The sequence below is a fragment of the Azovibrio restrictus DSM 23866 genome (assembly GCF_000429665.1).
In the GTDB taxonomy this organism is placed as follows: domain Bacteria; phylum Pseudomonadota; class Gammaproteobacteria; order Burkholderiales; family Rhodocyclaceae; genus Azovibrio; species Azovibrio restrictus.
In genome coordinates, this window is record NZ_AUCH01000020.1 from 1 (window position 1) to 21,421 (window position 21,421).

Annotated in this window: 16 protein-coding genes and 1 tRNA gene; 16 read left to right on the top strand and 1 reads right to left on the bottom strand. The window is 63.1% G+C overall.

Annotated elements, in window-relative coordinates:
• Positions 1-355 precede the first annotated feature (355 nt).
• Positions 356-429, bottom strand: a tRNA-Thr gene (locus tag G474_RS0115720).
• A 91-nt stretch (positions 430-520) separates the two neighbouring features.
• Here G474_RS0115720 and G474_RS0115725 point away from each other — a divergent pair.
• The 16 genes from G474_RS0115725 (at position 521) to G474_RS0115800 (ending at position 21,417) form a co-directional block, all read left to right on the top strand.
• Positions 521-2,281: a GGDEF domain-containing protein gene (locus G474_RS0115725; RefSeq protein WP_026687799.1), complete on the top strand. Its 1,761-nt coding sequence runs from the start codon at positions 521-523 to the stop codon at positions 2,279-2,281.
• A gap of 172 nt (positions 2,282-2,453) precedes the next feature.
• Positions 2,454-3,227, top strand: coding sequence for a glucose-1-phosphate cytidylyltransferase (rfbF, locus tag G474_RS0115730; RefSeq protein ID WP_026687800.1), 774 nt, complete (start codon positions 2,454-2,456; stop codon positions 3,225-3,227).
• Positions 3,224-4,333 (top strand): NAD-dependent epimerase/dehydratase family protein, encoded by a 1,110-nt coding sequence (locus G474_RS0115735; protein WP_211228132.1) that lies wholly within the window; start codon positions 3,224-3,226, stop codon positions 4,331-4,333. Before rfbF ends, G474_RS0115735 begins: the two co-directional genes overlap by 4 nt.
• Positions 4,330-5,673, top strand: a complete 1,344-nt coding sequence (locus G474_RS0115740) for a UDP-glucose dehydrogenase family protein (RefSeq protein WP_026687802.1) — start codon at positions 4,330-4,332, stop codon at positions 5,671-5,673. The genes G474_RS0115735 and G474_RS0115740 overlap by 4 nt, the downstream gene beginning before the upstream one ends.
• 69 nt (positions 5,674-5,742) lie before the next feature.
• On the top strand, positions 5,743-7,317 hold the full coding sequence (rfbH, locus tag G474_RS0115745; protein WP_084513807.1) for a lipopolysaccharide biosynthesis protein RfbH: 1,575 nt from the start codon (positions 5,743-5,745) through the stop codon (positions 7,315-7,317).
• Positions 7,318-7,341: 24 nt separating this feature from the next.
• Entirely contained in the window at positions 7,342-8,421 is a 1,080-nt protein-coding gene (locus tag G474_RS21200; protein WP_043464847.1) for an NAD-dependent epimerase/dehydratase family protein, read from the top strand.
• Between the two features lie 119 nt (positions 8,422-8,540).
• Entirely contained in the window at positions 8,541-9,314 is a 774-nt protein-coding gene (locus G474_RS0115755; protein ID WP_026687804.1) for a TylF/MycF/NovP-related O-methyltransferase, read from the top strand.
• Positions 9,295-10,344, top strand: a complete 1,050-nt coding sequence (locus G474_RS0115760) for an FkbM family methyltransferase (protein ID WP_026687805.1) — start codon at positions 9,295-9,297, stop codon at positions 10,342-10,344. The genes G474_RS0115755 and G474_RS0115760 overlap by 20 nt, the downstream gene beginning before the upstream one ends.
• Before the next feature lie 72 nt (positions 10,345-10,416).
• Positions 10,417-11,388 carry a hypothetical protein gene (locus G474_RS23955; RefSeq protein WP_211228133.1) on the top strand — a complete coding sequence of 324 codons (972 nt, stop codon included), beginning with the start codon at positions 10,417-10,419 and terminating at the stop codon, positions 11,386-11,388.
• The gene (gene cysC / locus G474_RS0115770; RefSeq protein WP_026687806.1) at positions 11,385-11,987 is read left to right on the top strand and encodes an adenylyl-sulfate kinase; all 603 of its coding nucleotides are present in this window, start codon (positions 11,385-11,387) and stop codon (positions 11,985-11,987) included. The genes G474_RS23955 and cysC overlap by 4 nt, the downstream gene beginning before the upstream one ends.
• A gap of 35 nt (positions 11,988-12,022) precedes the next feature.
• Entirely contained in the window at positions 12,023-12,895 is an 873-nt protein-coding gene (locus G474_RS0115775) for a class I SAM-dependent methyltransferase (protein ID WP_026687807.1), read from the top strand.
• 121 nt (positions 12,896-13,016) lie between these two features.
• Entirely contained in the window at positions 13,017-14,825 is a 1,809-nt protein-coding gene (locus G474_RS0115780) for a thiamine pyrophosphate-binding protein (protein WP_026687808.1), read from the top strand.
• Positions 14,826-15,078: 253 nt separating this feature from the next.
• Positions 15,079-16,188 carry an N-acetylneuraminate synthase family protein gene (locus G474_RS0115785; RefSeq protein ID WP_026687809.1) on the top strand — a complete coding sequence of 370 codons (1,110 nt, stop codon included), beginning with the start codon at positions 15,079-15,081 and terminating at the stop codon, positions 16,186-16,188.
• A 122-nt stretch (positions 16,189-16,310) separates the two neighbouring features.
• The gene (locus tag G474_RS0115790) at positions 16,311-17,231 is read left to right on the top strand and encodes an FkbM family methyltransferase (protein WP_026687810.1); all 921 of its coding nucleotides are present in this window, start codon (positions 16,311-16,313) and stop codon (positions 17,229-17,231) included.
• A gap of 122 nt (positions 17,232-17,353) precedes the next feature.
• The gene (locus tag G474_RS21210) at positions 17,354-18,781 is read left to right on the top strand and encodes a glycosyltransferase (RefSeq protein ID WP_051282361.1); all 1,428 of its coding nucleotides are present in this window, start codon (positions 17,354-17,356) and stop codon (positions 18,779-18,781) included.
• A gap of 38 nt (positions 18,782-18,819) precedes the next feature.
• Positions 18,820-21,417 (top strand): hypothetical protein, encoded by a 2,598-nt coding sequence (locus G474_RS0115800; protein WP_026687811.1) that lies wholly within the window; start codon positions 18,820-18,822, stop codon positions 21,415-21,417.
• Positions 21,418-21,421: the final 4 nt, after the last annotated feature.

Consider the following 21,421-nt stretch of genomic DNA (forward strand, 5'->3'; position numbering starts at 1 on the left):
GACAGTTAATTTCTTAACTGTGTGTTTGCTCTAAAACAGGTCTTTCGACCCACCTCAAAGCACCCACACTTATCGATTGTCCAAGTTTTTAAAGATCATCGAAGCGCTTCGCTTCGTTTGTTTCGCTTACCGCACCGCGTTCAGCGAAGGTGCGCATTCTACAGCACCGTTTCTTGTTGTCAAGCATTTTTTGAAATTTCTTCAAAACCACTCAACAACCAGAAAATCACCTCCAAACACCCCAGAAAAAGCGCTAACCCATTGATTAATCACTTTTTTCCAGAACCGCTCAGCGGCAACGAGCTGCGCATTCTACAGCATCTAAATCCACTGTCAACTACTTCTCGCAACTTTCTGGTGCCCCCGGTCGGAATCGAACCAACGCCTGATGATTACAAGTCAACTGCACGACCTTCATGCTACGGGGGCCCCTGGAGAGGCGCGGATTATAGCCCTGACACTCCCCTAATTGATAGACATACGCCTACAATGGTCAGTCCCTACTTTTAGCCTGTGCTTCATGACAGCCCCGAGCAATCCCACCGAAATCGCCCGTGAAGCTTTTCGCCAGTTGGCCGCTCGCCGGGTCCCTCCGACACCGGACAACTACAGGGTTATATATAGTGAAGTAGCTGGACAGCCCTTTTCCTCCGAGGAGTTCCCGGAAAAGCAGCTGAAGCAGTTAGCCCATGAAGTGGCCCGCATCGCTCCGGAACAGGCTCGCCTGGGCAGGGAGCTGGATGAAGCCATCAAGTACAAGGACTGGGGGCGCTTCCGCAAGGTGCTGACGGATCATGTGGCAACACTGACCGAGGTTCAGCGGCTCGCCTGGGCGGAATTGATTGGGGATCTGTTCCGGCAGTGGGAGGCAAAATCCGGCAGTCTCACCCAGGGAAAGAAGCGCGAATCCCTGGAACATGTTTTGAACAGTTCCAGCGCCAACAGCCGCCTGCTGTTCGGGAGGCTGGAAAACCTGCAGCGGGCCTGGTCTCAAGGCAGCACCTCCGACGGGGACGAGATATCCCTGAGCGACGCAGTACCTGTACCGGACGACGCGCCTGGCGTGCCGACCAAGCCTTCCGACCTGCTGCCGGAGTTTCGTGAGCTATTTGCCTACGCACTGGAATCCTGCATTGCGCCCCTGCTGGCTGAGCAGCCCAAGCTGGCCCAGGAAACGGAGCAACTGGCCCAGAACATCCGCGCCGCCCTTTCACTCAAGCAGATGCAGGACATCCAGGGAGCGCTCAAACGTTTTGCCTTCAAACTGGAACTGCAGGTCGAGGACCAGGTGGAACTGCGGGCCAGCCTGCTCAAGCTCCTGCGCCTGGTGGTGGAGAACATCAGCGAGCTGGTGCTGGACGACCAGTGGATGCACGGGCAGATCGAAGTCATCCGGGGAATCGTGGAAAAACCGCTTTCCCAGCGCGCCATCGATGATGCCGAACAGCGTCTCAAGGAAGTCATCTTCAAGCAGGGGCAGCTAAAGCTCAGCCTGCAGGAAGCCCAGGACGCCCTGAAGAGCATGCTGGCCGGTTTCGTGGACCATCTGGCTGACTTTGCCGGCGCCACCTCCGACTATCACAACAAGATCGAGAAATGCGCAGCCAAGATAGGTGCTGCCGACAACATCAACGACCTGGAGTCGGTGCTGACAGAAGTCATGCAGGAAACCCGCAACATCCAGATCAACGCCCTGCGCTCCCATGACGAGTTGCAGCAAACCCGGCAGCGGGTCCAGGAAGCAGAAAACCAGATCAAGGCCCTGGAAAAGGAACTGGCGGAGACCAGCCACCTGATCCGCCATGATCAGCTGACAGGAGTGCTGAACCGCCGCGGCCTGGAAGAAATCTACGAAAAGGAAACGGCCCGGGCCCAGCGCCATGAGACCCCCATCTGCCTGGCGCTGCTGGATATCGACAACTTCAAGAAGCTCAACGACAGCCTGGGCCACAGTGCCGGAGACGATGCCCTGGTACACCTGGCCACCGTCATCCGGGAAACACTCCGCCCCCAGGACACGGTAGCCCGGTTTGGCGGCGAAGAGTTCATCATCATCTTCCCGGACACGACCCTGGCCCAGGCCAGTACGGCCATGGTCCGGGTACAGCGGGAGCTGACGCGGCGCATCTTCATGCATGAACACCACAAGGTGCTGATCACCTTCAGCGCCGGGGTAACGGCCCTGCAACCCGACGACAACCTGGGCACGGTCACCCGGCGAGCGGACGAAGCCATGTACCAGGCCAAGCAATCGGGCAAGAACAAGGTCATCACCACCTGAGGCCGCCCTCACCCCCTGACTGCTCCATGCCCAGACACCCCGCCCCACCCCGGAAAGAGGCCATCATCCTATTGAGCCCGCAGCGAAACCCTGACACCATCCGGACTTCCCTGCAGGCTGGCGGCTACGCCCCTGGCCATCCTCCCGAACTCACTGGAGCACATCCAAGCACATGAAAGCCGTCATACTTGCCGGTGGCCTCGGAACCCGCATCAGCGAGGAATCCCACCTGAAGCCCAAGCCCATGATCGAAATCGGCGGCAAGCCGATCATCTGGCACATCCTGAAGATCTATTCCGCCCACGGCATCAACGATTTCATCATCTGCCTGGGCTACAAAGGCTACGTGGTCAAGGAGTACTTTGCTAACTACTTCCTGCACACCTCAGACGTGACCTTCGACATGCAGAACAACCGCATGGAAGTCCATGAGCGGCATGCGGAGCCCTGGCGGGTGACCCTGGTGGATACGGGCGAACACACCCAGACCGGTGGCCGGCTCAAGCGGGTCAGCCCCTTTCTCAATCCGGATGAGCCCTTCTGCTTCACCTACGGGGACGGCCTCGCGGACATCGATATCGGTGCCAGCATCGCGTTTCACAAAGCCCACCAGGCCTCCGCCACCATTTCGGCCGTAACCCCCCCGGGGCGCTTTGGCGCCCTGCGGGTAAACAATGACCACGTCCAGGCTTTCGAGGAAAAGCCGGCAGGTGACGGAGGCATGATCAACGGGGGCTTCTTCGTCCTGAATCCGGAAGTGATCGACCTCATCGACGGAGACCACACGGTCTGGGAAAAATACCCGCTGGAAACCCTGGCCAGCCAGGGCCGGCTGGTTGCCTGGAGCCACCAGGGGTTCTGGCAGCCCATGGATACCCTGCGGGACAAGAACCATCTGGAAGAACTCTGGCGCACCGGCAGGGCGCCGTGGAAAATATGGGAATGAGCACGGAAAGCCACCGCATGGAAAACCCAATACTCGCCGACGATCTGGCACGCATCCATCACAACCTGGGACCGGCAGCGACCAAGCTGGCCGGCAGCACCATCCTCATCACCGGGGCAGCCGGTTTCCTGGGCTACTACTTCGTCAATTACCTGGTGCGCTATGGTGCAACCCTGGGTGTCGCCAAGGTCATCGCCCTGGACACCTTCGTCGTCGGCAGCCCCGCATGGCTGGAGGAGCTGGCCCGGGAACATCCCCAACGCCTGGAGGTCCGTCGCTTCGACATTTCCCGGGACCGGCTGGATGACATTCCCGCAGCTGCGGCCTGCAATTTCGTGATTCACGCCGCCTCCATTGCCTCACCCACCTTCTACCGCAAATATCCCCTGGAAACGGTGGACGGAAACATCTGGGGGCTGCGCCACATCCTCGACTACTACCGGGACAGTTCCCTCCAGGGACTGCTGTTCTTCTCGTCCAGCGAAATTTACGGCGACCCGGATCCCGCGGCCATCCCCACGCCGGAAACCTATCGGGGCAACGTATCCTGCCACGGCCCACGGGCCTGCTATGACGAATCCAAGCGTTTCGGGGAAACCCTGTGCTGGATCTACGGCACCCAGTTCGGAATGCCCGTGACGGTGGCGCGCCCCTTCAACAATTACGGCCCCGGCATGCGCCTGGATGACCGCCGCCTGCCGGCTGACCTGGCCCGCTGCGTCCTCGAAGGAGAGGACATCATCCTGCTTTCCGACGGCACGCCCACCCGCACCTTCTGCTACATCACCGACGCCATCACCGGCTACTTCCTGTGCCTGCTGCATGGCCGCTACGATTTCTTCAATATCGGCATGGACCGCCCCGAAGTCAGCGTCCGCCGGGTGGCGGAAATCTACGTGGAAACGGCCCGGGAACTGCTGGGCTACCAGGGCAGGATCGAGTTCCGCGCCAGCGAGGACCCGGCCTACCTGACCGACAACCCCAACCGGCGCAGCCCCGACATCACCAAGGCCCGCCAGGTTCTGGGCTACGCCCCCGCCATCGGCATCGAAGAAGGCATTTCCCGCTATCTGCGCTTCCTGGCAGCGGAAGGACAACGGGCATGAAGATCACCGTCATCGGGACCGGCTACGTGGGCCTCGTATCCGGCGTCTGCCTGGCGAGCCGCGGACACCGGGTCGTATGCATAGACCTGAAACCCGAGATCATCGCGTCCCTCAATGCCGGCAGACCGACCATCTTCGAGCGCGGACTCGAAAGCCTGCTCACGGAAGTCCGCGCCAAGGGCCTGTTCGCAGCGTCCGACGACCTGCACGCCCACCTGGCCGACAGTGATGTGGCCATGATCGCCGTCGGCACTCCGTCCGTAGACGGCGCCATCGACCTCTCGCAAGTGCTGGGCGCAGCGACCACCATCGGCAGCTTCCTCCGGCACTCAGCCCAGCCGCTCTCCGTCATCGTCAAGAGCACGGTGCTGCCCGGCACCACCGACGGCCCCGTGCGCAGCGCCATCGAACAGAGCTCCGGCAAGCCCCTGGGGCAGCAATGGGGCCTGGGCATGAACCCCGAATTCCTGCGCGAAGGGGAAGCCATCGATGACTTCATCCTCCCTGACCGCATCGTGCTGGGCGCGGAGGACGAAGCCACGCGGCAACGGCTGCGTGAGATGTACGCCTCCTGGGACACGGTAGAGAAAATCGAAACGAACACCCGCACGGCAGAACTCATCAAGTACGCCAACAATGCGCTGCTCGCCACGCAGATCTCGGCCATCAACGAAATCGCCAATCTCGCCTCGCGCCTGGGAGGCATAGATTTCGACGAAGTCGTCCATGGCGTCACCGCCGACAAGCGCTGGAGTCCCCTGACGCCGGCCGGGCGGGTACGCCCGGGCATTGTCGATTACCTGGTACCGGGCTGCGGCTTCGGAGGCTCCTGTTTTCCCAAGGATGTCCAGGCCCTGCGCACCCAGGGACGCACCCTGAACCAGCCGATGCAGATCCTCGAAGCCGTGCTCGAGGTAAATGCGCAACAGCCCGGCGAAATCATCCGGCTGCTGCGGCAGGCCCTTCCCGTTCTGGAAGGGCGCCCCGTGACCGTCCTCGGCCTGGCCTTCAAGCCCGGCACCGATGACGTGAGGGAATCCGCCTCTGCGGGCATGATCCACGATCTGCTGGCAGCCGGCGCCCGGGTTACGGCCCACGATCCGATCGCCGGAGAACACTTCCTCCGGGCCAACCCTGGTCTGGCAGAACAGATCCGGCTGGAGGACGACTGGCAACAGGCCATCAGCGGCGCCGAGGCCATCATCGTCGCCACGCGCTGGCCCCAATACGCTGACCTGCCCGCTCACACCCAGCCAGGGCAGATCATCGTAGACCCGAGGCACATGTTCGCAGCGGCGGACTTCAAACCTGCCCGCTATCTCACGGTCGGCAGCACCTGAGATACCGACACACTCAAGACTGCGGCGTTGCTGCCGTAGTCTTGGGCAACTTTTGTGGAAAACCCTTCTATGCAGCCCACCCCGGAAATCGGCGGTATCTACGCCATCCATGCCAGCGAACGGCCTTCCTCCACCGCCATTGCCCTGTCCAGCCTTGCCCATGGCGGCGCCCGTTTCGTATTCCTCAGCGAAAAAGGGGAGGCCACCGGAGGACTCCCTCTCTCGGCCGGGGATCTGGCCGCAGGCGGCCCGGCAAATGCCCTGGTGCTGACCGATACGGCCAGCCATCTGCCCGCCGCCGCCATCGGCGAAAAACTCGGCCAGCTCACCCCCGCCGCTCTGGACAGCATCGCCCGGGCCTGTATCCGGCGCAGCGTGCTCGACTACGCCGACCAGAAATTTGCCCCGCGGCCCTTCGTCCCGGGAGAAACCCCGGCCCCGGCCACAGGCAAGCTCATCGACGCCGCCGAAATCACGCACATGGTGGATGCTGCCCTGGACGGCTGGCTGACCACCGGCCGTTTCAATGAACAGTTCGAAACACAACTGGCCGCCCATCTGGGGGTCAGACACGTCCTGACGGTAAATTCCGGCTCCTCGGCCAACCTCATCGCCTTCATGACCCTGACCTCACCACGCCTCGGCGCACGGGCCATTCAACCCGGAGACGAGGTGATCGGCGTGGCGGCAGCCTTTCCCACCACGGTGAACCCCATCCTGCAGTTCGGTGCCGTCCCCGTGTTCGTGGACGTGAACCCGCACACTTACAACATCGACCCGGACCAGATCGAAGCCGCCATCACCGCAAAGACCAAAGCGGTCATGCTGGCCCACACTCTGGGCAACCCTTTCGATCTTGAAGCCGTCACCCGCCTGTGCAAAAAACACGGACTGTGGCTGATCGAGGATTGCTGTGATGCCCTGGGTTCCACCTATGGCGGCAAGCCCGTAGGCACCTTCGGGGATCTGGCCAGCATCTCCTTCTACCCGGCCCACCACATCACCATGGGCGAAGGCGGCGCGCTGTTCACCAATAACAGCGAGCTCAAGCAGATCGCCGAGAGTTTCCGGGACTGGGGCCGCGACTGCTTCTGCCAGCCCGGCCGGGACAACACCTGCGGCAAGCGCTTCTGCCAGCAGCTGGGCGACCTGCCTTACGGCTACGACCACAAATACATCTACAGCCACCTGGGCTACAACCTGAAGATCACCGACATGCAGGCCGCCTGCGGCCTGGCCCAGCTCGGCAAGCTGCCCCGGTTCGTGGAGCAACGCAAGGCAAACTTCCGCTTTCTCCGGGAGCGCCTGGAAAGCGTTGCCGATTTCCTGTTGCTGCCCGAAGCCACCCCCGGCAGCGACCCCGCCTGGTTCGGCTTCCCCCTCACCCTCAAGGAAGAGGCCAACACACCGCGGGTGGACCTGCTGCGCTACCTGGACCAGTACAAGATCGGTACCCGCCTGCTGTTCGCCGGCAACATCACCCGCCAGCCCTACATGCAGGATCGGACCTTCCGCTGCGCCGGGACCCTGCCCAACACCGACAAGGTCATGCGCGACACTTTCTGCATTGGCGTTCAGCCCGCCCTGGAACCGGCAGCCCTGGAATTCATCGCTGAAAAGCTGGAAACCTTCTTCAATTTCTGACACCGCTGCCCCCGACACCCACTCATGGTTCGCCCTCCCCTGCCCGCCGCCGACCTGGCTCACGTCCTCACCCACACCGCCAGCCTGTGGCCGGCCCTGGCCGGGGAACGCCTGTTCATCACCGGCGGCACGGGGTTTTTCGGGACCTGGCTGCTCGAATCCATCGTGCACGCCCGGCAGCAACTGCAACTGGACATCCGCGCCACGGTGCTCTCCCGGACTCCAGAGCGCTTCCTGGCACAGCACCCCCATCTGGCCGGACAAGAGGCCCTGGACTGGTGGCGCGGTGACATCAGGGATTTTGACTTTCCCGGGCAGACTCACCGCCACATCATCCACGCCGCCACGGAAACCTACGTCCGCGAGCAGCCGGAAGCCCCGCTGACCAGCTTCGACGCCATCGTCCAGGGCACCCGCCGGGTCCTGGACTTTGCGCTCCATACCGGCGCACGGCAGGTGTTGCTGACCAGTTCGGGCGCCATCTATGGCCCCCAACCCCTGGACCGCATCCACGTCCCGGAGCAGCATCCCGGCGCCCCCGACTGCGCCGACCCGACCGCCGTGTATGGTGAGGGCAAGCGTACCGCCGAACTGCTGTGCGCCCTTTACCATCAACAGCACGGCCTGGACGTGAAAATCGCCCGCTGCTTTGCCTTTGTCGGTCCGCAGCTGCCCCTGGACAAGCACTTTGCCATCGGCAACTTCATGAATGACGTGCTCCAGGGCCGCGACATCGCCATCCAGGGGGATGGCACCCCCCTGCGTTCCTATCTGCATGCCGCCGACCTGGTGATCTGGCTGCTGACCATCCTGCTCCGGGGCGCCCCCCTGCGCCCCTACAACGTGGGTTCGGACCAGGCCCTGAGCATTGCGGACCTGGCCCGGCAGGTGGCCACCAGCCTACCGGGCCGGAAACGCCAGGTTTCCATCGCCCGGACACCGGAACCTGGCAAGCCCCCGGCACGCTACGTCCCCGATGTCACCCGTGCCCGCAGCGAACTGGGGCTGGAAGTGCGCATCCCCCTGGCAGACGCCATCCAGCGCACCCTGGCCTGGCATCTACGGGAAGGCCCTGCTGTACCCCCCTGCGGGAAGGACCAATAGCGTGCCGCAGACCCGCAGCCACCTCCAACACAAGGCGCCACAGATCCCCAAGGGGGACAGCCGCCAGCCGATTCCATCCACCTGTCCCCCGCTGACAGGCTTTCCTGCCCGCCACCACCATGACTAAATGGCTCAAAAAGCTGCTGACCCGATTCAGCTTCAACTTTCTCAGGTCCCAGCCCAACCGGTACCACCGGCAGGCCCCCGAGATCGTCCATACCCACGTCCTGCCCTATTCCAGTTATTCCCCATGGATCAATGACCTGGAGTTCCAGGCGGCCTACGGGATGGTGAAAACCCATACCCTGGTCGATATCTATCGACTCTACGAGCTCTGGTCCCTGGCCCGGCAACTCGACGACCTGAGCGGTGACTTCCTCGAAGTGGGCGTCTGGCGGGGAGGCTCCGGGTGCCTGCTGGCACTGGCGGGGAAGAACCACTCCCGCCGCACCTTCCTTGCCGACACCTTTGCCGGCGTGGTCAAAACCGGGGCACGGGATACCGCCTATGTGGGAGGGGAACACGCCGACACGGGGGAAGAAGTGGTGCACGAGCTCCTGCGCCGCTGTGGCGTGGAGGCGCAGGTGGAAGTGCTCAAAGGCATCTTTCCCGAACAGAACGCCGAACGGCTCGGCCAAAGAAAACTGGCTCTGGTCCACATCGACGTGGATGCCTATGAATCCGCCAAGGATGTGTTGAACTGGTCCCTGCCCCGGCTGCAGCGGGGCGGTGTCGTCGTGTTCGACGACTACGGATTCTTCGGCTGCGAAGGGGTGACCCGGCTGGTCAACGAATTTGTCGCCGAGCAGCGGGGCTTCCGCTTCCTGCACAACCTGAACGGCCATGCCGTTCTGATCAAACTGGAGGAAAGCGATGCATGCTCCGCAACCTGACCCCCTGCTGATCTATGGCGCCGGGCTCGCCGGACGCCGCATACGCCGCGCCCTTGCCAAACGGGGCCATGCCGTGCAGGGGTTTCTCGACCGGGACGCAACCCTGCACGAGGCGGACGGCCTGCCCGTGAGCAGCGCCGGGGCATGGGCCCGGGACAACGATCCGGCCCGGGCCTGCGTGATCCTGGGGCTGTTCAATCCCCAGGTGGACACCGGGGCCGTCCTGCGGGAACTGCAGGCCCTGGGCTACGGCAAAGTCGTCAACATGGTCGAACTCATGCGCGACTATCTGGACGGCGAGATATTCCACTACTGGCTGGTGGACCCGCGCTTCCATGCCCGCCACGGCGACCGGATCACAGCCCTGCGCGCCGGCCTTGCCGATAGCGCCAGCCAGGCACTGCTGGACCGCATTGTCGAATTCCGTACCAACGGTGACGCCAGCGTGCTTCCCCCTCCGGACCCGCAGCAATATTTCCCCGAGGATCTGCCCCGATGGCCGGAAGCGCTGCGTTTCATCGACTGCGGCGGTTACACGGGAGACACGGTCCTGGCCCTGGAAGCAGCGGGCTACCGCTTCGAGGCGCTGGCCACTTTCGAGCCCAATCTGGCCCAGTACGCGATGCTGACCAGCAACCTGAGGCACATTGCCGGCGCCGCCCACTTTCCCTGCGGGGTCTCCGATTCAAACCGCCTGGCCGGCTTCGACCCCAGCCTGGGCGCTGGCGGGCACCTGCTCGAGGCGGAAGGCGAGCCGGTCGTCTGCCTGCGCCTGGATGACGCCCTGCCGGGCTTCGCGCCAAATCTCATCAAGATGGACATCGAAGGCGAGGAGCCAGCCGCCCTGCGTGGAGCCGGGACGCTGATCCAGCAGTTCCGCCCCCACCTGGCCATCAGCGTCTATCACCGTCCCGAGCATCTGTGGGAGCTCTACGAGCAGATTCAGGCCCTGGAACTGGGATACCGCTTTCATCTGCGTTGCCACGCCCGGAACACCTTCGATACGATCCTCTATGCCATTGCAGAATGACTGCCCCCATGGCGTCACGCCTCCGCCGGCCGGAGGAAGGAACAGCGCCCCCGCCATCCCGGAAGGAATCCCATGTTCGGACTGAACCTGTTCATCGCCGGCATCGAAAAATGCGGCACCACCTCGCTGGCAGACTGGTTTGTCAGCAACCGGCTCGCCCAGTACCGGGTACCCGGCATCAAGGAGCCCTACTCCTATGCCGTCGGCGACGTCTCGGTGAATCACGGTCTGGCCCCCCCGGGCGTGTTGCTCGACGCCTCGGTGGGCTATTCCTTCAACCCCAGAGCCATCGCACGGATGCCGGAACACAACACCAAGGTGATCCTGTGCCTGCGCAACCATTTCGAACGCTGTTTCAGCGCCTACAGCTTCTACAGGACCATCGCCCGACGGGACAAGGCATCTGCCACCCTGCTGGGGACCACCCCCGCCATTGCCGAGTTCAGCGGCCGGGATGAAGACGACCCGGAGTTGCTCTTCGAAATCCTCTTTCACATTTTCAAACTGCATTCCCCTGCCAAATCGGAAGGGGTCCTGCGCGGCTACTTCCTGGAGCAGGCTGACAACATTTCCCGCCAGTCCTTCCGGGAACGGATCGACTACGAAACCGGCTTCTTCCTCAGCCGCCGTTCGTTTCCCTTCTTCAGCATTCTCGGCAGCGGTTTCTTCACTTACCCCCTGAGAAATCTCCTGACCCGCTACAAGGCCAGCGATATCTGCCTGCTGACCCTGGACCGGCTGGATACGGAAGAGGCGCGCAGCGAGTTCGTCCGGGATCTGCTGGGCCCCGGCGCGCCGGGCGACAAGCTGCCGCCGGTACCCAGCCTGAACGCCACAGGGGAAATCGCGAACGGGGAAGAAAGACCCGACTTCCACAGCCGCGAATGGGATTTCCTGCGGGATTACTTCCGCCGGGATCTGGCCGATTTCCGCGCCATTGCCGGGAGTGCCGGTGTTTCCCTGAAATACGTAAACCCGGACAAACTCGACAAGTACCTGGCCGATGGCAACAGCCAGCCCAACTCGCAACGGCAAAATCCATGAAACCACTGATCCAGGCGGTATCCCACCGATTGAGCAGCGCCGACCGGCAGCGCCACTATGGCCACGCCGGCGCGGTGATCTGGCTGACGGGACTCTCGGCGGCAGGCAAGTCCACCCTGGCCATGGCCCTGGAGCAAAAGCTCATGGAACTGGGCTATTCCTGCTATGTGCTCGACGGTGACAATGTCCGACACGGCCTGAACTCGGACCTGGGCTTTTCGCCCGAAGCGCGCACCGAAAACATCCGGCGCGTGGGCGAGGTGGCAGCCCTCTTTGCCGATGCGGGACTCTTGTGCATCTGCGCCTTCATTTCCCCCTACAAGGCGGACCGCCAGAAAGCCAGACAGGCCTGCCGGCATGCCTTCCACGAAGTACACGTGGATGCCGACCTGGCCACCTGCACCGCCCGCGACCCCAAGGGGCTGTATCAAAAGGCCAATGCAGGGGTCCTGAACAACATGACCGGTCTTTCCGCCCCCTATGAACCACCGGAAACCTGCGAGCTGACGATAGACACCCGGCAGGACTCCGTCTCCCAGAGCCTGACCAAGCTGCTTGATTATGTTCTGCACAACATCCCGTTAATGCCGAGAGCCTGAGCCCCATGCAAGGAATCTCCCCGACGGAAGCCGCCATGCCCCTCACGCCAGAACCGCGCGACCTGATCGCCCGCCGCTGCATCTGCTGCAACAGCCAGAATCTGGCGAAAGCGCCAGCCGTGCTGATGCCCTTCGTGGCCTACCGGGTATTCGGCCACGAACCCCTTGAGATACTGCCCGAATGGGGGTTCCGGGACCTGCGCCCGGGGATGGCCTACACCCTGTGCAATTCCCTGCAGTGCCGGGAATGCGGCCTGCTTTTTCTCGACTACCGTTTCACCGATGCCCAGATGGCTGCCCTCTACACCGGCTACCGGGACGAACGCTACACCCGGGAACGGGACCGCTTCGAGCCTGGCTATGGGGCCACGGCTGCCCGCGGCTTCGAGAACCGGGCGGCCTACATCGCCAAGGTGGAACAATGGCTTGCACCACATCTGCCGGCACAACCCGCCGTGCTCGACTGGGGCGGGGGCAATGGCATCAACACCCCCTTCCTCGGACAAAGCCCCACCCTGCACATCCACGACATCTCCGCCGTGCCCTGCGTTCCCGGAGCGGAGCCGGCCAACCCGGCAGACTTCGGACACCGGCATTACGACCTGGTGGCATGCAGCCAGGTGCTGGAACATGTGCCCTACCCCCTCGAACTCATTGAGGCCATGCTCCCCAGCCTGGGCGCGGAAACCCTGCTGTATCTGGAAGTTCCCCATGAAGCCCTGATGCGCGAGTTCCCCCATAGCCGCGAACTGGCGGCACGCAAACATCACTGGCACGAGCACATCAACTTCTTCAGCTCCGACGCCCTGATCTGCCTGCTGGAACGGGCCGGCCTGCGCTGCATTGACCGCCATACCCTGAGCGTCGGCCCCAAGGAAATCATGGGCTTGCTGGCCCGGCGCCCTTGACGCCCCCGCCCCCGATCCGCTGCCGGCAGCGGATCGGGGGCGGGCGAGAAGACCTTCGCTGCTAAACCCTGGCGGTTTTCAGCCGAAATCCCTATTAACAGACCAACAAACCGATAACTACATGAGACTTTCCGAACGCATTGCCGACTGGCTGGCAGAACAAGGCATAGAGCAGGTTTTCACTGTCACCGGTGGTGGTGCCATGTATCTGAACCAGGCCCTCGGCAGCCATCCCCGGTTGCGCTGCACCTTCATGCACCATGAGCAGGCCTGCGCCATGGCGGCCGAAGGCTACGCCCGCATATCCGGCAAACCGGCAGTCGTCATGGTTACCACCGGACCGGGGGGTATCAACGCCCTGAACGGGGTATTCGGCGCCTTCACCGACTCGATTCCCATGCTCGTCCTGAGCGGCCAGGTGAAACGCGAAACCTGCCTTGACTACACGCCCGTGCCCGGCCTGCGCCAGTTGGGGGACCAGGAAGGTCCGATCATCGCGATGGCCAGACCCGTCACCAAATTCGCCGCCAGCGTAGACAGCCCGGCTGCCCTGGCCCGGCTCCTCCCCGAAGCCTTGCACCAGGCCACCAGCGGGCGCCCCGGCCCCGCCTGGCTGGATATTCCCATCGACGTCCAGGCTGCGGAGTGCCCTCCCCTGCCGGCCCCGGAGCCCCCCTCCCGCCCGGCCCCGGGAGCCCTGGCCGCAGACTGCGAGCGTATCCGCACCCTGCTTTGCCAGGCCCATCGACCGCTCATCCTCGCCGGTACCGGAGTACGGCTGGCCGGGGCCGGTGCAGCCCTGCTGGAGTTTGCCGAACAGCATGGGATTCCTGTGGCCACGGCCTGGACCCACGACCTGATCGCCAGCGACCACCCGCTCTTTGCCGGGCGCCCTGGCACCATCGGCACCCGGGCCGGCAATTTCTGCACCCAGAATGCCGACCTGGTGCTGGTGCTGGGCTCCCGCCTCAATATCCGCCAGGTCAGTTACAACTGGAGCAGTTTCGCCAGGAATGCCCAGATCATCCAGGTGGACATCGATCCCGCCGAGCTGGAGAAACCCCTGGTACAAGCCGGATTGCGCATCCGCGCCGACGCAGCGGATTTCCTCGGTGCCCTGAAGCAGGCCTGCGCCAGCTCCCCCCTGCCGGACTACACCCCCTGGGCCGACTGGTGCCGCTCCATCCGCGCCCGGTATCCGGTCTTCACCCCCCCGACCCCAGGTACGGAAATCCATCCCTACGCCCTGGTGGATCGTGTTTTCAGCCAGCTGCGGGACGACGACGTGATCGTCTGCGGCAACGCTTCGGCCTGCATCCTGCCTTTCCAGATCGGCAGTTTGCGGCCGGGGCAGAGGATGTTCAGCAACTCCGGCTCGGCTTCCATGGGCCATGACCTGCCTGCAGCCATTGGCGCTGCACTGGCGGCCGGGACACGCCGGGTGGTGTGCTTTGCAGGAGACGGCAGCCTGCAGATGAACATCCAGGAACTGCAGACCCTGAAGACCCTGGGGCTGAAACTGCTCATTGTGCTCATCGACAATGGCGGCTACCTTTCCATCCGCCAGACCCACGAGAACTTCTTTGGCCGCATCATCGGGGCCACCCCCGCATCCGGGGTCGAATTCCCGGATTTTGCCCGTGTAGCCACGGCCTATGGCCTGCCGGCGGTCACCCTGGCATCCCCCGCCGATCTGCCTGCCCTGGACCAGGCGCTGGCCCAGGACGGCCCCCTCCTGATTGCCGCCCACGTGGCCCCGGGCGTGGGTTTCGAGCCCCGCATCAAGTCCCGGGCCACTGCCGATGGTGGATTTGCCACCCCGGAGCTGGACGACATGTTCCCCTTCCTTCCACAATCCGAACTGGAGGCGGTGCGCCTGGAAGCAGCGCAGATCAAGGCCACGGTGAGCGCAGAGGGGGCTTCCGCATGAACGGGCCGGCCCATGCCTGCCCCGCTCCGGGCTCCCGACACCAGGCCAGGCGCGATGCTACGCGCCGCCATCATGGCCATAGCCATGTACCATTCCGGCCTTGCTCCATCAACAAGCTGCGGGATATGGAAACGATGCCGCCCTTCTGCCTAACCCGACCGGGTACCAGCATGGGTCGGAATAGCCAGGGGGCTTACGCCATTCCGGAAGTTCAACTTCGCCGCAAGCTGGCGTCTGTCTGAAGAAACCACATATGAATTCCTCACTGAAAAAACGCAACGAGATTTTCGAGAACCTGTTCGTGCTTGAACTGGCCAACAACCACTGGGGCAGCCTGGAGCGGGGGTTGAAGATCATTCACGACCACGGCACCGTGATCCGCTATAACAACGTCAAGGCGGCCATCAAGCTCCAGTTCCGTGATGTGAACGAGTTCGTCCACAAGGATTTCAAGGGCAACCAGGACATCCGCTACATCAAGAAGACCGAGGACACCCGCCTCTCCAAGGCCGACTTTGCCCGCATGGTGGAAGAAATCCGCCGCTTGTCCATCATCCCCATGGCCACCCCCTTCGATGAATACTCGGTCGATCTCTGCGTCGAGTTCGGCATGCCCATCATCAAGATCGCCAGCTCCGACGTGGCCGACTGGCCCTTGATCGAGAAAATTGCCTCGAAGAAGCTGCCGGTCATCGTTTCCTCCGGCGGCGCCTCGGAAAAGAACCTGGACGACATCGTGGCCTTCTTCGAGAAACGCAACATTCCCCTGGCCCTGAACCACTGTGTCTCACTCTACCCATCCGAAGACGATGATCTGGAAATGAACCAGATCGACTATCTCCGGCAACGCTACCCGGACCATGTGATCGGCTTCTCCACCCACGAATACCGCTCCTGGGATGCCTCCATGTACATCAGCTACGCCAAGGGAGCCCGCACCTGGGAACGGCACATCGACATCGACTACCAGGGGGTTCCGGTATCCCCCTACTGCTCCCTGCCGGAACAGGTCGACACCTGGTTCAAGGCCTACCACAAGGCCCGGGCCATGTGCGGCGGCAGCGATTCCGGCCGGCGCATCTGTTCTACCAAGGAAATCACCTATCTGGATGCCCTGGTCCGGGGGGTCTATGCCAAACGCGAACTGCCGGCTGGATACGTCCTCTCCAATGAAACATTCGAACGGGACTTCTATCTGGCCGTTCCCCTGCAGAAAGGGCAGCTGTCCTGCCGCGAAGTCATGAACGGGGAACGCCTGACCGTCAGCCTCCAGGCCGATCAGGCCCTGACCATTCACCACATCGATGGCCCTTACGCGGAAAACCCGGCCTTGCGCAAACTCATCGAAGACCGGGGCGCATGAATGTCCGACACGCCGATGGCCATGCACCGGGGGCAGGACGACTGCGCCCCGGGATAAACTGCATGGCGGCAGCGGCCCAGCCAACCCCTTGAACCCGCACCATAACCCCCTAGAGATTGCCCATGCGCAGACAAATCGATTACCTGTACCCCATGCTCAGTCATCCGCTGCAAAACACGGCCGGTGAACACGGGATCGAGATCAGGAGCACTGGGCATTACCTGGATTTCATCAAGAAGGATCCGGACAGGATAGTCCGGCTGGCCATCCAGCACTGGGCCTACATCAACGCCATCATCACCTCCTTCGATTATTACTTCAGCGCCGTGGAACCCCTGGACTGGCACGGCTATGCCCTGGTGGACTATTCCCTGCCCCGCCACCACCAGGTGGTGGGCTTCGACCTGATGCCGGTCAAGTTCACCTCCCTGGCCGAACCCATGGTCACCAGCCTGCAGTATCAGGATTTTGCCAACCTGCAGACCGGGGATACGGTGTTCGACCTGGGGGCATACTCCGGCCTCACCAGCATCCTGTTCAAGGAGAAGGTTGGCCGCCCAGGCCATGTGATTGCCATTGATGCAGACACCCGGAACATCGAGACGATAAGAGAGAATCTCGCCCTCTACAGGAAACTGACGGATCAGGAAATTTCCCTCGTGCACGGGGCCATGTGGAACCATTGTGAGGGACTGGATTTTTCCAGTGATGGGAACATGGGCGCCTCCGCCACCGAAATCATCGGCACTGAGCGCGGCTCCCGGGCGCTGGTCAGGTCTTACACCCTGAGCAAACTGGCCGATGACTTCGGTGTATCCCGGGTCGACTTCGTCAAATGCGACATTGAAGGCGCGGAAGCCCTGATCTTCGATGACGACAGCTTCTTCCGGAGATTCCGGCCCAGGATCATCATCGAAACCCATCTGGTAAACGGCGTGCTGACGAACCGCCAGTGCATTGACGCCCTCAGCCGCCATGGATACCGGTGCGAGCCCATCGAGCAACTGGGTGTCACCCTGCCCCTACTGGCCTGTGCGCCATGAAGCCCGCTGCTGCCCCTGGCTGCTCGGCCTGCCCTGTCAGCTGCGCCCTGCTTCCGGCCGGAACAGCCCTGCTCCGGTGGCAGCAGGAAAGTTGCGTTTGACCATGATCCGAAAGGCATGACGTGCTCATCCCCCTCACTGTCGCCCTGCTGACCTACAACCGCTCCCACTACCTGCGGGAGGCCATGGAGGGCATCCTGGCCCAGACCTACCGGGATTTCGAATTCCTCATCCTGGACAACGGCAGCACCGACGACACCCCCGCAGTAGTACTCGGCATCCACGACCGGCGTATCCGCTACGTACGCAACCCCCCGGGGCTGGAAGTGCTGTTCAACGGAATCTCCGCCCTCAAGATTGCCCGCGGGAAACGCATCATCATCACCCATGACGACGACGTGATGCAGCCGACCATGCTCGCCAAACAGATGGCCATCATGGACGCCCATCCGGGCATGACTGCCGTATGGACGAACACCAGCACCATCGATCAGGACGGCAACACCATCCAGGAATATTTCACTCCACCGGGCCACGACAGGATTTATGGCCGCGGTGAATTCATCGCCCGCTTCCCCTCGGAAAACCTGTGGCCCCTCCCCAGCACCATGATGTTCGCCAGGGAAAGGTATCCGCAGCGGCAGATGGACAGGCTGTATTACGACCAGGAACTGGGCAAACGGCTGCCCAAGACCCATGGCGGTGACGACGTGTTGATTCCCGCCCTGATGAACACCTTCGGCCCCGTGGCCTTCCTGAACGAACCACTGCTCAAGTATCGCAAGCACGGGGCCCAGGATTCGAACCGCACCCACCTCTCCCTCGGCATCGTCAACACCTACAAGACCCTGCGCCGCTTTGCCGGCAAGCTGCCTGAGCGGGAACAGGTGGCCCCCTTGCTGGATAGCCACATCGCCCGCTTCGCGGCCCAGCACGAAATCATCCACACCACCGCACCACAGCCGACCCCCGCAGCGCGTGCCAAACTCAAGAAGCTGTTCGACAAGGCCTGCGGTGCGCTGGAGCGGAACAGCGAAGCAGCGCCTCCATTACTGCCCCTACGGATTTTCCTTTCACAAACAAGGAAATACGGAGATGAAATCTTCCGGGCCCTCGCAGCACCGGGAGAGGAACATCCGACGGCAACCCATGCCCTGTTCCATTGGGCCCGCATGCTGCAGGCCGGGGGCAACCTGCTCGCTGCCCTCCCGGCACACTCGAACATCGTCATCCTGGGCAGCGCCCTGGTGTCGGCCCTGCTCATCAACGAAGCCAGGGCACACAACCTGAATGTCCTGTGCTGCATCGATTCCAACATCACCCGCCAGGACCAGACGATGCTCGGCACCCCCATCCGCCCCCCTGAATGGCTGGCATCCCAGGGCAAGGCCGTCGATTACGTCATCCTCAGCTCCGAGCGGGACCAGGATGCCTACCTGCATGAGTTCATTCACAGCCTGAACAAGGACGCCAAAACCCTGTCTTGGAAAGACCTGGCTCTGGATCAGGAGTGTTGCCCGCACCAGCCCCCCATGCCCGTCAGCAACTAATGCTGGTTCAGACCGGACACCCACACAGGCCCGACACCATGTCTTCCCGACCCAAAAGCTTCTTTGAACGCACCCGCCACCCCTACTACATCGCCTCGCCTGCCTTCCGGCAGAATTCCGGGGGGGTGCGTGCCCTGCATTACTTCTGCCACGCCCTGAACGAATCCGGCCATGAGGCCTACATCGCCACCGAGCCTGGTGGCACCAGCCCGCATCTCAGGACGCCGGAGCTGACCCAGGAGGTCATCAAACGGCACAAGGCCGCCGGCTGCGTCCCCATTGGGGTCTACCCGGAAGTGGCCCATGGCAACATGCTCGGCCTTCCCGTGGTGGCCCGCTGGATCCTGAACAAGCCCGGCCACCTGGGGGGCGGAACATCCTACGGCAAGGACGAGATCCTTTTCTATTGGGATGAGTGGATGATTGACCCCAGCATCGTTGCGGACAAACTCAACATCCCCATCATCGACCGGAGGATTTTCAACGACAGGGACGCGCCATCCGAACGCCAGGGGATCTGTTACTACGCCAACAAGTATTTCCGGCTGGGGCGGGAAATCAGCCCCACGCTCATGCAGAACGGAACCAGCCTGTGCCTGCACATCCCCCGCTCGCCCCAGGAAATCGCTGGAATCCTGCGGGCTTCTGAAGCCTTCTACTGTTACGAGCCCTCCAGCCTGGTGCTCGAAGCGCTGGCTTGCGGCTGCCCGGTGGCCCTGATCGACACGCCCTACCTGGACGAATTCCAATGGGAGAAGAATCCCATCTTCCGCATCAAGGAATCGGAGATCGGCAAGATCAAGCCGCCGGAGGTGGATCCCGTCCGGGCAGCTGAGTATTTCCAGAGGATAGACACCCAGGCCTGGCTGCAGATCGAGAACTTCATCGAGAAAACCCAGGCCGCCGCCCGGATTCAGGCCGAGCGCCAGCAGACACCGGAATACCAGCTCCAGGAGGCCGTCAACGCCTTCCACAACAACGAGATCGAACCCGCCATGAACGCTCTGGCGCCGCTCCTGGACGCCCTGCCGGAAAGCCCCCTGCCGCCCGCCTACCTGGCCTTCATCTGTGCCGCCCAGGGGCTGGCCCAGGAAGCCCGGGAGTTCATGGACAGGGCTATGGAAATCGCCCCAGACCGGGCCGACCTCAAGGCGGCCCTGGGGGAGAGCTTCCTGAAGGCAGGCCAGCCTGGACTGGCCGCCGAATACCTGGAGGAAGCCGTGCACCTCCAGCCGGACATGCTCTCGGCCTACCCGGCCCTGGCCCGGAGCCTGCACCTGACCCAACAGAGCGATACGGCCCTGGCCCTCCTGAAAGGCGCCGCCCAGATGTCCTCCTCTGCCCAGGCCCACATCCAGACCACCTTGCTGGAAATACTGGCGGAACAAGGCAATATTGCCGAGTTTTCCCAGGCCTGCCTGCGCTACTCCAACGGGATCGCCGATGACCTCCTGGCCGTGCGCTGCCTGTCCCGCTTCGATGCTAGTGGCGAACGCCTGGTGGAAGCCCTCGGGGCAGCCCAGGCACGCTTGGCCAGCCAGCTTCCCGAGTTGGGCGAGGCATCCGCGCTGCCCATCAAGACGGCCCAACCCTGGAAGATCGCGTTCCTGACGAGCGACCTGGCCCGGGAAGAACAGCAGGGGCGCCTCAAGGCCCTGCTCAACCACCTGCCACCCGAGCAGTTCGTCACCACCTTGATCATCAACGATCCCAAGGCCGGACTCAGCCATTTCGCCCAGGCCTGCTCCCTGGTGGCCGATCACACCCTGGTCATCCACGACCAGGACGACAGCACCGCCCTGGAACGCCTCAACGCCAATCCTGCCGACATCCTCATCGACCTGGACAGCTACGGCCCCGCCGACCGCCTGTCCCTGTTCGTGCAGGCCCAAGCCGGGGTGAAACTGCTCTGGGGCGAGGCGCCGATGCCGGCCCTGGCGCCGGACTGCCTGCCCCTGCAGGGGGAACTACTGGCCGACCAGGCCATGCTTCCCGGCATCATCCTGCCGGGACTGGGCGAGTGCTACGAGCTGCCTGAACTGCCCATCACCCCGGCCCCCGGCACACCTACCCTGGGCTGCCTGACCCCGGCCGTCAGGATCGGGCCGGAAGGCTGGCGCCTGTTCGCAGAAGTCCTGCAGGCCAGCCCGGACAGCCAGTTACTCCTGAATCTGAGGGACCTGGGCGACAGTGCCCGGGCCTACATTACCCGGCAATTTACCCAGGCCGGCGTTGCCGCCTCGCGCCTGCGCTTCGTCCACGCCCATACCCGGGAAGCGCTCTGCCAGTACTGGCAGGAGGTCCAGCTGGGTCTGGCGCCGCCCGTGGATGCCGGGGACCAGGCCTTGAGCACCTGCCTCTGGATGGGCCGCCCCTTCGTGGCCCTGGCGGCCAGCCTGCCTTGGTCCCATCGTCCGGCCGCCCTGCTCCATTGCGCCGACGCCTCAGCCTGGATCGCCGACTCGGCGGCCCGCTACGTAGAGCTGGCAAGCCGCCTGCCCCAGGCCCCCGATCCCAGCCTCCGGGCACACCTGCGCGCCGCAGGCCTGGATGATCCTGCCGCCTTCGCCCGGGGGTTTGCCGCCACCATGGCAGACCTGATGCAGGCCGTTCCGGCCCCCAGCCCCGCTCCATGAGGCC